General features: G+C 49.7%; 10 protein-coding genes and 1 CRISPR repeat array. Of the genes, 6 read left to right on the top strand and 4 right to left on the bottom strand.

The window, feature by feature from the left end; all coding sequences use genetic code 11:
* Positions 1–331: 331 nt before the first annotated feature.
* Positions 332–715 (bottom strand): hypothetical protein, encoded by a 384-nt coding sequence (locus ACTVIM_RS01860; protein WP_033018784.1) that lies wholly within the window; start codon positions 713–715, stop codon positions 332–334.
* A 180-nt stretch (positions 716–895) separates the two neighbouring features.
* On the opposite strand from ACTVIM_RS01860, the gene ACTVIM_RS01855 reads away from it, so the two are divergent.
* From ACTVIM_RS01855 to ACTVIM_RS01845, 3 genes are all read left to right on the top strand, one after another.
* Positions 896–1417, top strand: a complete 522-nt coding sequence (locus tag ACTVIM_RS01855; RefSeq protein ID WP_445613457.1) for a hypothetical protein — start codon at positions 896–898, stop codon at positions 1415–1417.
* Positions 1377–2030: a PspA/IM30 family protein gene (locus ACTVIM_RS01850; RefSeq protein ID WP_033844703.1), complete on the top strand. Its 654-nt coding sequence runs from the start codon at positions 1377–1379 to the stop codon at positions 2028–2030. The genes ACTVIM_RS01855 and ACTVIM_RS01850 overlap by 41 nt, the downstream gene beginning before the upstream one ends.
* 161 nt (positions 2031–2191) lie before the next feature.
* Positions 2192–3430, top strand: coding sequence for an MFS transporter (locus ACTVIM_RS01845; RefSeq protein ID WP_445613456.1), 1239 nt, complete (start codon positions 2192–2194; stop codon positions 3428–3430).
* A 161-nt stretch (positions 3431–3591) separates the two neighbouring features.
* Here ACTVIM_RS01845 and ACTVIM_RS01840 read toward each other — a convergent pair whose 3' ends face one another.
* On the bottom strand, positions 3592–4647 hold the full coding sequence (locus ACTVIM_RS01840; protein ID WP_445613455.1) for a DmpA family aminopeptidase: 1056 nt from the start codon (positions 4645–4647) through the stop codon (positions 3592–3594).
* Positions 4648–4955: 308 nt separating this feature from the next.
* On the opposite strand from ACTVIM_RS01840, the gene cas9 reads away from it, so the two are divergent.
* Genes cas9 through cas2 form a run of 3 tightly spaced genes read left to right on the top strand, consistent with a single transcriptional unit; the run spans position 4956 to position 9361 of the window.
* On the top strand, positions 4956–8219 hold the full coding sequence (gene cas9, locus ACTVIM_RS01835; RefSeq protein WP_445613454.1) for a type II CRISPR RNA-guided endonuclease Cas9: 3264 nt from the start codon (positions 4956–4958) through the stop codon (positions 8217–8219).
* Positions 8149–9048, top strand: coding sequence for a type II CRISPR-associated endonuclease Cas1 (cas1, locus tag ACTVIM_RS01830; RefSeq protein ID WP_445613453.1), 900 nt, complete (start codon positions 8149–8151; stop codon positions 9046–9048). Before cas9 ends, cas1 begins: the two co-directional genes overlap by 71 nt.
* A gap of 4 nt (positions 9049–9052) precedes the next feature.
* A complete protein-coding gene (gene cas2 / locus ACTVIM_RS01825) occupies positions 9053–9361 on the top strand; it encodes a CRISPR-associated endonuclease Cas2 (protein WP_445613452.1) in 309 nt (102 codons plus the stop codon).
* Positions 9362–10771: 1410 nt separating this feature from the next.
* Here cas2 and ACTVIM_RS01820 read toward each other — a convergent pair.
* Positions 10772–11680, bottom strand: a complete 909-nt coding sequence (locus tag ACTVIM_RS01820) for an Rpn family recombination-promoting nuclease/putative transposase (RefSeq protein ID WP_445613451.1) — start codon at positions 11678–11680, stop codon at positions 10772–10774.
* Positions 11681–11814: 134 nt separating this feature from the next.
* Positions 11815–13040: a CRISPR direct-repeat array (repeat unit 30 nt; unit sequence GTTTCAATCCCTCATAGGTACGATAAAAAC).
* Positions 13041–13220: 180 nt separating this feature from the next.
* The gene (cas6, locus tag ACTVIM_RS01815; protein ID WP_033022485.1) at positions 13221–13967 is read right to left on the bottom strand and encodes a CRISPR-associated endoribonuclease Cas6; all 747 of its coding nucleotides are present in this window, start codon (positions 13965–13967) and stop codon (positions 13221–13223) included.
* Between the last annotated feature and the right edge of the window lie 152 nt (positions 13968–14119).

The following is a 14119-nucleotide window of genomic DNA, read 5'->3' as shown; positions in this document are numbered from 1 at the left end:
TCGCACGTACAAAGTTGGCATTACCAAAAACATCCTTCGTATCCTTTGCGTACCCAATCACAAGTAAATTTGGTTTGAACGGAAGATCAGAATTCCACTAAACTTCACCTAGTTGATAATAACAGGATCATTTTCCATTTCTGCTCTTAAAGAGGCAGGGGTCACATACGGCTACTCATCCGGGTCAGATATTTATGATCGAAAACCGATCAACTTAGGGTTCGTGTATTCACTTCATTAGGCATTAGAACACGGCGCTCGGACTTTTGAAGGAAAAGGCGCTCTAGGCAGACTGGGGCGCCTTTTGTTTACGACGGCCACATGAGCCGCTTCACCGTTTTTTCCAAAACGAAACGTTGCCCGCTACTAGGCGATGCCACAAGTGGAGGGCGTTCATCATCAGAAAATAAATCAACGCATTCATAACAGCATTGACATAGGGCATGACCAAGTCGCCGGCATCGCGGATTTCGATCGGAAACAGGCGGATGATGAGGACAGAGATCGCGATGATGAGGAGCGAACCGATCAGAGTACCGCCAAATCGCGCCTGTGGATGCCATCGAATTCTCGCCAAGCCGACGATCAACGAGCCGATGGCAAATGCGAGAAACGAGCCGTACGCATAATATCCGACATTAAACGTTGGAAACAAAAAGGAAAACAACAACACCAACAAAGCGCCGCCCACATCAAGCCCATACGACCGAACCACGTCTTTCCTTCCTCCCCCACAATGTCATACGAAAATCACCGTCCATCTTGCGCGGATCCCCCTAATGGATGATATGTGTAAAATTCCTTTAAAAAACATTCGCTTTTCACCTAATTTTCTCCTTCCCCTTCTACAATACAAACCGTAAGCCAGTCCACCATGGAAAAGGAGGTGAGAAGATTGAGGAAAACTCGAGCAGTCGTTTGGCTCGTGCTTGTGGCGCTCGTTGGGGTCAGCTTGCTTCATGGGCTCACGCCGCATGAAGCGATGGCGCACGGACGCCCCGGGGTTCCGTTTGACGGCATGCATGGCGGCGTTTGGCACCACCGTCAGGCATTCGACATGGGGCCGCGCGCAGGCTGGATGCTTCCAAGCTTGTTCCTGTGGGTCATCCCTTTGCTGCTTATCGGCGTTGGCGCCGTATGGCTCGCGATGAAGCGGCCGAAGCGCTGGATCGGTTGGGCGCTCGTCGCCTTAGGGGTCGCCGCCTTGTTGCCGAAATGGGTGCTGATTGCACTGGCACTCGTGGCCGTCTACACGTTCGGACGACGCCAAGGACGAAAACCGGCAGCCGCTGAAGCGTGGGCTCCAGCACCGCCGTCCGTTTCTGTCGATTGGCTGGACCAATGGGAAAAAACGATACAAAAGGAGGCGCAGACGAATGGGCATTTTTCGTCGGATCAAGACGATCGTTCTCGCTGAAGTGAACGAACAAATCGATCAATGGGAAGACCCGATCGCTATGACAAAACAATATTTGCGTGAACTCGAGCAGCAGCTCGAACGAGGGCGCCAAGCGCTCGCCCAGCAATGGGTCGCTGAGCGGCGCTATGAGACGCTGATCGCCCAAGCGGAAGCAACGGTGGAAAAGCGGAACCGCCAAGCGAAACTGGCGCTCGAACGCAACGAAGAAGCGGTCGCCAAGCTGGCACTGCGCGACAAACTGCTGCACGAGAAAAAGCGGGAAGCCTATAAGCAACAATACGATGCAATCAAAACGAAAACCGCCGAGGTGGCCCGCCGTCTTCAGGAGCTGCGCGAACGGTATGACGAGCTCGCCGCCAAGCAGCTTGAGCTCACCGCTCGCGTCAACGCCGCTCAGGCGCTCAAGCAAATCGACACGGCACTCACTTCGTTTTCCGCTGATGAAGCGCTGCGCGGCTTCGCCCGCATGGAAGAGCGCGTCATCGCCTTAGAAGCGGAAGCGGCCGCCGCCCGTTTCGGAGCGAACGCTGCGTTGTCCCCTGTGCCGTTTGAGGAAGAAGTGGAACGTGAGCTGGCAAAATGGAAAGAAGCCCAAGCGACGAACGCGTAATCCCCCTCCCCCCCTTTTTGACATAGATGACCCCCTTGCCTGCCCGGCAAGGGGGATTGATTTGTTCGCTCCCCTGTCACGCGTGAGCAAAATCATTCCCTCTTCTTTTCCATTGTGCTAAAATTATTAGAGAAACGAAATAATCCAGGAGATGACCCCGCATGGACTGGAAACGAAGCGTCCGCATTTTATGGCTGTGCAATTTTATGGTGTCGGCCGGAATGACAATGGTCATTCCCTTTTTATCGCTTTTCTTATGGCAAATGGGTGTCACTGAGCATCATGCCTTAAGCATGTGGACCGGGCTTGTCTTTTCCGCCACTTTCTTATCAGCGGCCATCATGGCGCCGATTTGGGGAATGTTTGCCGATAAATATGGCCAGCGCGCCAATTTGATTCGCGCCGGAATCGGCATGGGTTTGATCACCGCCTGCATGGCGTTGGCCACGTCGCCCACGGCGCTGCTTGTGCTTCGGTTTCTTGTCGGCTTTTTCTCCGGCTTCATCACCGTCTCGTTTTCCTATTTGGCCCGCGTCGTCCCGAAAGACCATAGCGGCGAAGCGCTCGGGACGCTGCAAACCGGAAGCATCGCCGGAAACATTATCGGGCCGCTCATCGGCGGTGCTTTGTCCGACTTGTTCGGCTTCCGCCCGGTGTTTTTAGTGACCGGGCTTTGCATTTTGCTTACCCTCTTGCCCGTCATCGTTTGGCTCGAAAAAGACCCGGTCGTGCCGCAGACGAAAGAAAACAAGGCGAGCTTCAAAGACGTGTTCGAACACCGGCCGCTCATCATCTTGTTTGTCGCCACGTTTCTCGTGCAAGTCGCCGTTCTCGGTGTCAACTCGATGATGACGATTTTTGTCCAATCGTTAGTCGGCCACACTAGCAATCTCGCCTTTTTATCGGGCCTCGCCTCATCGATCACCGGTATCGCCACGATCATCGGCGCGCCGTATTTAGGAAAGCTCGGCGATCGGATCGGGCAGGAGAAAACATTGCCGATTTTGCTTGTTCTCTCCGGCTTGTTCGCCTTGCCGCAAGTCTGGACAGATCACATTTACGCCTTGTACGTATGGCGCTTCCTGCAAGGGCTGGTCGTCGGCGGCGTATGGCCTGCCCTTCAGGCGCTCATCAACGCGCAAAGCCCGCGCCGCATTCAAGGGCGGGTGTTCGGCGTCACCGCCAGCAGCCGCTTTCTCGGCAACTTGACCGGCCCAACAGCCGCAGGCGCCATCGCCGGCCTGTTTTCCATCGCTTCGATTTTCGCCTTGTCCGGCCTTTTGCTGATCGCCACCGGCGCCTTGGTCGGTTACGCCCACCGCCGTGCATCCACCCCATGGCGCGAGGAGATGAAAGAAAAACTCGCCGCGTGGACGCATCGCCTTCATAGCCGGCACTAAGCGACTTAGCGGCATCCAACTGAGATGGGCACCTCACTCAGCCGGAAGCACTATATCGACACGAAGCGCTCTGGCGACATTGAACATGAAAGAAGGTGTCCACAAAACGTGGGACACCTTCTGTTCATCACCTGTCATCGTTTCATCCAACGGTTGCCCCTCTATTCCCCCGCCCATTTCATCCGCTGAAGCAGCGAATACGGAATCGCCTCTCCAACGCGCCCATTCCGCCCAGTCGTCGCTTCCGCCATCGTCAATGAGTTCCAAATCGCCTCCTCTGTCGCCTCAACAGCCGCTTGAAACAGCTCATTCATGAGCGGCGCATCATCGCGGACAAGCGGCGGCAGCGCCTGATGTGCGGAATCGGCAACATGCGGAATCGTGTATGCCGTGGAAAAGGCAATGACGATATCGCCGCTGCCGTGATGAACATGACTTCCCGTCCGCGTCAGCCCCATCGCCGCCCGCTTCGCCAACCGCTTCAATTGCCGCGCATCAAGCGGCGCATCGGTCGCCACGATCATCATAATCGACCCAGGCGGCACGTCCCGCTCATCAAACGACGGCGGCACATACGGCACAAACCGCAGCTCTTCGCGCCGCCCAAAATTGCTCACGACAAGCGTCCCGACCGTATACATCCCGCCCGCGATCCGCGATGAACTGCCGACCCCTCCTTTCCAGCCGAAGCACATCATGCCCGTCCCCGCGCCAACCGCTCCTTCTTCCATATCCACCCGCGCTTCGGCAATCGCCTGTTTCGCATGCACCTTCGTCACCGCCAGCGCCCGCGCCGCGTTCAAATAGCTGTCATTGCACTCCCCGACCACGATGTTGACAGACCCGGCCGTGTCGCCAATCTCCGGCGTCATCTCCATCATATACTCAAGCGTCCCTTGCCAGACAGCGCCGACACTGAACGTACTCGTCAACATAATCGGCGACTCGATCGTCCCCAACTCCTCGACTTGCACGAGCCCCGCCGTTTTCCCGAACCCGTTCAGGACAAAGCACGCCGCCGGCACCTTCTCTAAAAACCAATTCCCCCCATGCGGCAACACCGCCGTCACCCCAGTGCGGACCACCGTCCGTTCATCCCGCTCTTCACGAACCGTCACATGCCCGACCCGAACACCGGACACATCCGTAATTTGATTCCGCTTCCCTGTCGGAAGCGTGCCGATCGAAAACCCGAGATCGCGAAGTTTTTGGCGCATCGATGCGAAGCCTCCTGTCATAAATCCATGCCTCTTTCCATCATAACTTAAAGAAAGCATGAAAGTATAGAAAAAGAACTTGCATTTTCCAAATATGTGCATTATTATAGTAATAGGATCATACCACAGCAATGATCTCAGGGTTACTATGATAAGGGCTTTCTGCCTGGGCAGAATGACCCGCGGCGTTGGGGATCGCCTATCGCCCGCTTTTGGCGGGCATTCCCCACTCTTAGGCGAACGAAGACCTTGGCGGAAAACGCTAAGGTCTTTTTTACTACATTATTTCGTTATGGGAGGGGATCGAAGTGAGATACAAAATCGGCCTCGATATCGGTATTACATCTGTCGGCTGGGCAGTCATTAATCTGGATCTTCCTCGTATCGAAGATTTGGGCGTCCGCATCTTTGACAAGGCGGAAAACCCGCAAACGGGAGAATCACTAGCTCTCCCTCGACGCCTCGCTCGCTCAGCTCGACGTCGTCTGCGCCGCCGCAGGCATCGGCTTGAGCGCATTCGCCGTCTGCTCACCCGTGAAAACATCTTAACGCAAGAAGAACTGGACAAGCTATTCGAGAAAAAACATGAAATTGATGTCTGGCAGCTGCGCGTTGAAGCGTTAGATCGAAAACTAAATAACGATGAATTGGCCCGCGTTCTCCTTCATCTAGCCAAGCGGCGCGGCTTCAAATCCAATCGCAAAAGCGAGCGCAGCAACAAAGAAAACAGTACGATGCTCAAACATATCGAAGAAAACCGCTCCATTCTCACAGGCTACCGGACCGTCGGTGAAATGATCGTGAGAGACCCAAAATTTGTGCTTCATAAGCGCAATAAAGGGGAAAATTACACAAACACGATCGCACGTGACGACCTAGAACGCGAGATCCAACTTATTTTTGCCAGACAGCGCGAGTTCGGAAACATGATTTGCACAGAAGCGTTTGAGAATGAATATATCGCCATTTGGTCTTCGCAGCGCCCTGTCGCCTCCAAAGATGACATCGAGAAAAAGGTCGGCTTTTGTACCTTTGAACCGAAAGAAAAGCGGGCACCTAAGGCAACATACACATTCCAATCGTTCATCGCTTGGGAGCACATCAATAAATTGCGGCTCGTCTCCCCATCAGGAACGCGGGAACTCACCGATGAAGAACGCCGCCTTTTGTATGAACAAGCATTCCAAAAAAACAAACTTACCTATCATGATATACGAACATTGCTCCATTTGCCTGATGACACCTACTTTAAAGGTATTGTGTACGATTGGGGCGAACCGCTAAAGCAAAACGAAAACATCCGATTCCTTGAACTCGACGCCTATCATCAAATTCGCAAAACCGTCGATAAGGTTTATGGAAGAGGAAAGTCAAGTTCATTTCTGCCAATCGATTTTGATACATTCGGTTACGCCCTGACATTATTCAAAGATGATGCCGACATTCGCAGCTACTTGCGAAATGAATATGAACAAAACGGGAAGCGGATAGCAAATTTGGCAAACAAGGTATATGACAACGAACTGATTGAAGAATTATTGAACTTGTCATTCACCAAATTCGGCCATTTGTCGCTAAAAGCACTCCGCAACATTCTCCCGTATATGGAACAAGGCGAAGTCTACTCTTCGGCTTGTGAGCGAGCGGGATACACGTTTACAGGGCCAACGAAGAAACAAAAAACAGTGCTGCTGCCGACTATTCCGCCGATCGCCAATCCGGTCGTCATGCGCGCGTTGACACAGGCGCGAAAAGTGGTGAATGCCATCATCAAAAAGTACGGCTCGCCGGTATCGATTCATATCGAATTAGCCCGCGATTTGTCACAAACATTTGACGAGCGGAAGAAAACAAAAAAAGAACAAGATGAAAACAGAAAGAGAAACGAAACTGCCATCCGCCAGCTGATCGAATACGGGCTGACACGAAACCCAACTGGCCATGACATTGTTAAGTTCAAACTGTGGAGCGAGCAAAACGGAAGATGCGCCTACTCGCTTCAACCAATCGAAATCGAGCGACTGCTTGAACCGGGCTATGTAGAAGTAGATCACGTGATTCCATATAGCCGGAGCTTGGATGACAGTTATACCAATAAAGTATTAGTATTGACAAAAGAAAACCGCGAAAAAGGCAACCGCATCCCTGCCGAGTATTTAGGCGTAGGAACTGAGCGCTGGCAACAGTTCGAAACGTTTGTGTTAACGAACAAGCAGTTTTCTAAAAAGAAGCGGGATCGGCTGCTCCGGCTTCATTACGATGAAAACGAAGAAGCAGAATGGAAAAACCGAAATTTAAATGACACCCGGTATATTTCACGCTTTTTCGCCAACTTTATTCGTGAACATCTCAAATTCGCCGACAGTGATGACAAGCAAAAAGTATATACAGTCAACGGCCGCGTTACCGCCCATTTGCGCAGTCGCTGGGATTTTAACAAAAACCGGGAAGAATCCGATTTGCACCATGCCGTGGACGCCGCAATCGTCGCCTGCACAACGCCGAGCGATATCGCCCGAGTCACCGCCTTCTATCAACGGCGCGAACAAGCCAAAGAACTGGCCAAAAAGACGGAACCTCACTTTCCGCAACCTTGGCCGCACTTCGCCGATGAACTGCGGGCACGTTTATCAAAAAATCCAAAGGAGAGTATAAAAGCTCTCAATCTTGGAAATTATGATAACGAGAAACTCGAATCGTTGCAGCCGGTTTTTGTCTCCCGCATGCCGAAGAGGAGCGTCACAGGGGCGGCTCATCAAGAAACATTGCGACGTTATATCGGCATCGATGAACGGAGCGGGAAAATCCAAACTGTTGTCAAAACGAAACTGTCCGAAATCAAACTGGATGCAAGCGGACATTTTCCTATGTACGGCAAAGAAAGCGACCCAAGGACATACGAAGCGATCCGTCGACGGTTGCTTGAGCATAACAATGATCCGAGAAAAGCATTCCAGGAACCTCTTTACAAACCGAAAAAGAACGGGGAACCAGGGCCTATCATTCGGACAGTGAAAATCATCGACACAAAAAACCAAGTCATCCCGCTCAATGATGGCAAAACTGTCGCCTACAACAGCAACATCGTTCGAGTTGACGTATTTGAAAAAGACGGGAAATACTACTGTGTTCCCGTCTACACAATGGACATCATGAAAAAGGTTTTGCCAAACAAAGCCATCGAACCAAACAAGCCGTACTCCGAGTGGAAGGAAATGACGGAGGACTATACGTTCCGATTCAGCCTGTACCCGAATGATCTCATTCGCATTGAGCTTCCGCGGGAAAAGGAAATTAAGACTACTGCAGGTGAAGAAATCAAAATTAAAGACTTTTTTGCATACTATAAAACGATTCACTCAGGTACAGGCGGAATAGAATTGGTCAGCCATGACCGCAGCTTCTCCCTATCCGGCATCGGTTCAAGAACCCTCAAACGATTCGAGAAATACCAAGTAGATGTGCTCGGCAACATCTACAAAGTGAGAGGGGAAAAGAGAGTTGGGTTGGCGTCATCTGCTCATCCGGAAACCGGGGAAACTATCCGTCCGTTACAATCAACTCGTGATTGAACAGGAAGAAAAAGTTTCTATCCCACTGGAGGATATTTGTTCCATTATCATCGAGGAACAAGCCGTCAGCGTAACAGCAGTCGCTTTAAGCAAAATAGCCGAATATAACATTGCATTGTTCACCTGTGACCAAAAGCGGCTCCCCAATGGGGTGTTGCAGCCGTTTCAAAAACATTCTCGCCAAGTAGGCGTGCTGCACATGCAGTACGCCTACTCCAAGCCTTTTAAAAAGCGAATTTGGCAGCGGATCGTGATCCAAAAACTCGTCAATCAAGGAAAGTGTTTGGAGTTCTTGAACAAAGAAGGAGCCGACGAGCTATACCGCATCAGCAAAACCGTCGACTCCGGAGATAGCAATAACCGTGAAGCATATGGGGCAAAAAAGTATTTCCAATATTTATTCGGCAATGAGTTTACCCGGCGAAGCGATTCAGTCATAAACGCAGCTTTAAACTATGGATACGCCATCATGCGTGGACTCGTCGCCCGTTCTCTCGTCGGGTATGGTTTTTTCCCATGCCTAGGAATTTACCACGATAACGAGTTGAACAAATTTAATCTCGCCGACGACTTTATGGAAGTATTGCGCCCGCTCATCGATCTATACGTGGCCCAGCACATCCAACCGGATGATGAATTTTCTCCATCCATTCGGGCAGACTTATACAATTTAGTCAATATGGACATACTAGTGAATGGAGAAAGATTGACCGTCGTGAACGCGGTAGAAGAAATGACAAAAAGCTTCGTCACCGCAAGCCGAAGCCAAAACCCTTCGTTGTTGAAATTGCCGGAACTTCTCCCATTGCAACTGCACGTGTATGAGTAAGTTTATGCGGCTGCTCGTCTTTTTTGATCTTCCCGTCGTGACCAACCGGGAGAAACGCGAATACCGGCGATTTCGCACATTCCTGCTCAACGAAGGGTATGATATGCTGCAGTTTTCGGTTTACAGCCGTGTCTGCCATGGGCATGAGGCGACGGATAAACACTTGGCAAGATTAAAACGCAACTTACCCCCTCGAGGATCGATTCGGGCAATGATCGTAACGGAAAAGCAGTACGCAAAAATGCAACTGCTCCTCGGGGAACCAACAGCCCAAGAAAAGAAAATGACATCCACACAGCTGACACTTTTTTAAAAAACGGAAATGGTTCCCCCTATTGCATAGACACATTCGTATTTTTTTAAAAACAAAAAAGCCTGCGATCCTTGAGATTGCAGGCTTTTTTGGATACATATTATACCACAGCGATAATCTCAGGGGAACTATGACTTAGAAATATTTCTTGAGCTCTTCAATGGTATTATACCACAGCGATAATCTCAGGGGAACTATGACAAACAGGCGTCGCTATTAATCGTATTTTTAATTATACCACAGCGATAATCTCAGGGGAACTATGACCGATTGTTCGGACAGGCTCAAGTAATTATGATTATACCACAGCGATAATCTCAGGGGAACTATGACAATGATTCTGCACAGTTAATGTCTGACGTTATTATACCACAGCGATAATCTCAGGGGAACTATGACTGTTCCTGTAGGTACGATTTCAGCCGCTCGATTATACCACAGCGATAATCTCAGGGGAACTATGACTCAAGATCCCGATTTTGCCTTGCTGATGACATTATACCACAGCGATAATCTCAGGGGAACTATGACCGCAGTTGCTCGATGTCCTCCTGTGTTTTTATTATACCACAGCGATAATCTCAGGGGAACTATGACTCCTCAACCACTACGGGGTTCAACCGATCGATTATACCACAGCGATAATCTCAGGGGAACTATGACTATTTTTTTGTATTGAGTGTTTACAAAGTATTATACCACAGCGATAATCTCAGGGGAACTATGACAAATAAAAAGGCTTGTGTACCGGAGACAATTATACCACAGCGATAATCTCAGGGGAACTATGACGCGGTCTTGGAGATAGTAGTCAATCTTGCTATTATACCACAGCGATAATCTCAGGGGAACTATGACCCCACCTATCACCTAAAGGAGCTTCCGCGAATTATACCACAGCGATAATCTCAGGGGAACTATGACGGATTGAACGTCAAGTGTCTCCGTCGATGTATTATACCACAGCGATAATCTCAGGGGAACTATGACGTCCTTCCATTATGCCTGCTGATATGTGGGATTATACCACAGCGATAATCTCAGGGGAACTATGACCTTCCGGCCGTAGGCATGAATGCACCGTCTATTATACCACAGCGATAATCTCAGGGGAACTATGACGCGATAGACGGCGTAGACCAGGAGTGCGGCATTATACCACAGCGATAATCTCAGGGGAACTATGACGCCTTGTTTGTATATTCCACCATCAGCCCTATTATACCACAGCGATAATCTCAGGGGAACTATGACAAGAGCGGAATTTATCGCCTCCACCCAGACATAAAAATCACAACTCACTGATACGATTTTCACCGAACAAAAAGGCGGTGGATGACCGCCTTCTTCTCTATTCTCATATTCATTCAACAGAAAACACTAGGGTGAGATCGATCACCCTTTTCCCTCTTACTCGCTCAACAAGCTTTGAACCTCTTCTTCAGAAAGATCGACCAACCGGGCTATCTCGGCGGCCGTCATCCCTTTTTGCGCCATCGTCTGAATAAGCCGCTTCATTCCCTGTTTCATGCCTTGTTCCATTCCTTGCTTCATCCCTTGCTCAAGGCCGCGTTTTACCCCTTCTTCTAGCCCTTCTTTCTTCCCCTTTTGCTCGTAGGAGATGATCAGCTCCAGCACTTTCTCTCGTTCTTTCGTTTCCATCGCCTTCACCTCGCTTTGCAGCTGTTGTTCCTCTTCCTCTGTCAACTTCACGTACGTCTCAAAAAATCCAAGCAGCAGCCGCTGCCTCGCCTCATCGAGCTCCAACCGCACCAACATGCGCAAAAATTCTTTTTTCAGCTCCACCTTCTCTCTTTCAGTATACCCCATTTGACTGAGCAGCGCAGCCGCAACCGGGTTGTCCTGCCGAATGTACTCCCGCCACTGCTTCTTCCGCAACGCCACCGGAAAAAAGCGAAACTGCAGCACTTCGCCAAACGGAAATTCCATCGAAAACACAGACGGTTCCTCGCGGAGAGAATCATAGTGGAAGACGGCGATCGGAACGATGCGGGTCCGGTAGGTTTCATACAAGCGGCTGAAATAGAGGAACATGCGCTCGGCAAACGACGGCTGGACATACCCTTGCGTTTCCACGTGCACGATGATCAGCCCGTCTTCGCCTTTCAGCTTCGTCTCGACCAGCAAATCAACGCGGTACTTTTCGCCGGCCGTCACATCGGTAAACAGCTCTTCGGATAAAAAGGACAGATGATGGAAATCGATATGCTCGTGCATGTCGGGGAAAAAGAGAAGCAGGAACTCTTCGAAAAACGTGCGGATCAGCTCTTTGAACAGCCGATCATGGTCAGTCGCCATTTAATCACCTCACCTTGACGGTCTCCCTTTTTCTATTCGCCGTCCTCAAGGCGACATCCTGCTCACAGTGAGAAATTCGTCATAGGTACGATAAAAACGAGGAGGAGTTTCCATGCAAAACTACATCTCAATGTGTTTCAATCCCTCATAGGTACGATAAAAACTCAAACAAAACAGTTTGTCCATCTGCACTGCGCACCTTGTTTCAATCCCTCATAGGTACGATAAAAACTTTGCGAAAAACGATTTTTGCTAAAGGGGGGCGTATGTTTCAATCCCTCATAGGTACGATAAAAACGGTGCTTGCAGCTCCATTAATCCTTCCCGCTTGAGGTTTCAATCCCTCATAGGTACGATAAAAACCCAATCCCGGTCATTGAATGACAGCTTGTACATCTCAGCGTTTCAATCCCTCATAGGTACGATAAAAACTTACCTATTGAATATATCACATCACATGTGATAGAAGTTTCAATCCCTCATAGGTACGATAAAAACCACACGAAGCAATTTCAAGTCACTGCAAGGGGGCGGGTTTCAATCCCTCATAGGTACGATAAAAACTACCCGCGCCTTGGATACCGTCGTGCCCGCTGTAATCGCGTTTCAATCCCTCATAGGTACGATAAAAACTCGCCCAACGATCTGACGGTTCTTTTTTTAATACCTGGTTTCAATCCCTCATAGGTACGATAAAAACGCACAATGGGCAGACGCTTTTTCTTGGTAAAACAGCGTTTCAATCCCTCATAGGTACGATAAAAACTAGACCGCGTCCAGCGCGGCCTTGACGACGTCTCCAGTTTCAATCCCTCATAGGTACGATAAAAACACCGACATCCCTTAAGAGATCATTTTCAAAAAGAACGTTTCAATCCCTCATAGGTACGATAAAAACTCAATAGCGACGCTTCAAAGAGGACCGGGGAAGATGGTTTCAATCCCTCATAGGTACGATAAAAACACGAATTCAGCCATGTCAATTCCTCCTTTGGTTTGTAGGTTTCAATCCCTCATAGGTACGATAAAAACGCTGGAAAGCTATCCAAGAATTAGATTCGATTCAAACGTTTCAATCCCTCATAGGTACGATAAAAACGCGGCGGCGAGCGTCATAGATTTATCAATGCCGTTGTTTCAATCCCTCATAGGTACGATAAAAACTGGAAACGATGGAGACTGATGGAGCAGTATATGACGTTTCAATCCCTCATAGGTACGATAAAAACAGCCAAGCACTTCCGGCCGATTCACTACAATCCATAGTTTCAATCCCTCATAGGTACGATAAAAACTTATCAACAATGGGCGGCCGGGAAGTATTATTGGCGTTTCAATCCCTCATAGGTACGATAAAAACCCCCAAAAAGTGTTGTCATATCAACCTTTTCCCTTCAGCGTCATCATCAGAATATCACGTTTCGAAGATTCTGTCAATCAAGTTCAACCATGATGGCTGTAGGGATCAAGCGATCAAAACCAATGTCGTCGACCCCCTGGGGTTTTTGCACGATTGGAGGTCGACGACAATTAGAATGGCTCACTCGCTGATTAACCGAAACATGCCGAATCCTTGAGAATTGCGGCTGCCTAGGCCAACGTGGTATAGAAACGTCAGTTGTTCGGGAGAAGAGGAAAGACGATAATGGCCTAACCAGCCCGTAATATACATATCTTTGAATCTTGTCACCACTCGATGACGGTGATGGACATGGACAGGCTCGATCATCAATCGCTCTTCTGGCTCGACGCCATAGTACGCTTCGTATTTATGGCGGAAATTCAGTTCCACGAGGTGGGGAAAGACGTCGTCATCCGGTCCGAAAAAATGCGTTTTCTTTTTGCCATCGATCGTTTCATACGTGCTGTATACGGTCAGCGGGGAGAGCATGGCCACCTCGATGGTGTTTTGGGCAATTTCCACCTTGTCCATCTTCACGCTTTTGACCTCGACCGGCTGATCGTAAAGCCAAACCTCCCGCCGCAGCAACAACTGCTGCCCGAGCTGCTCGGTCAAACCCGGGAGAATCGTGTCGATATGCCATTGGAAATCGTCCAAAAATCGGATCGTTTTCTTTCCCCTATCCACTTCATGCCTTCCAACTAGACGGCTAAATGTAAACAGTTTAAACGATCGCTTCCCATGGCGGAAGCCGATCTCATGCAAAAACGTCGCCAATCGTTCGCTTTCTAGCGACCGATACAACAGGCCTTGCAGCAAATGCTGATAATGAAGCGGCAGCGACACCGGGCCCTGCCGCCCGTTCATCGTAATGGTCAGTCTCATGTGAATACCCTGCCTTCTGATAAATACCGTTTCTTTAATTATAGGAGGAACTCATCCTCGCCGACACGAGCGCTTTCGTGTCGGCTGTAAGAGCCGTTTCTTCATAGGAGGAACTCATCCCCAACCGAGTCAACGAGGCGCAACTTCAAGCG

It is taken from the genome of Geobacillus sp. YF-1, from assembly GCF_052692335.1.
The sequence above is the reverse complement of the archived record's forward strand: the minus strand, read 5'-3'. Positions and strand labels throughout refer to the sequence as shown.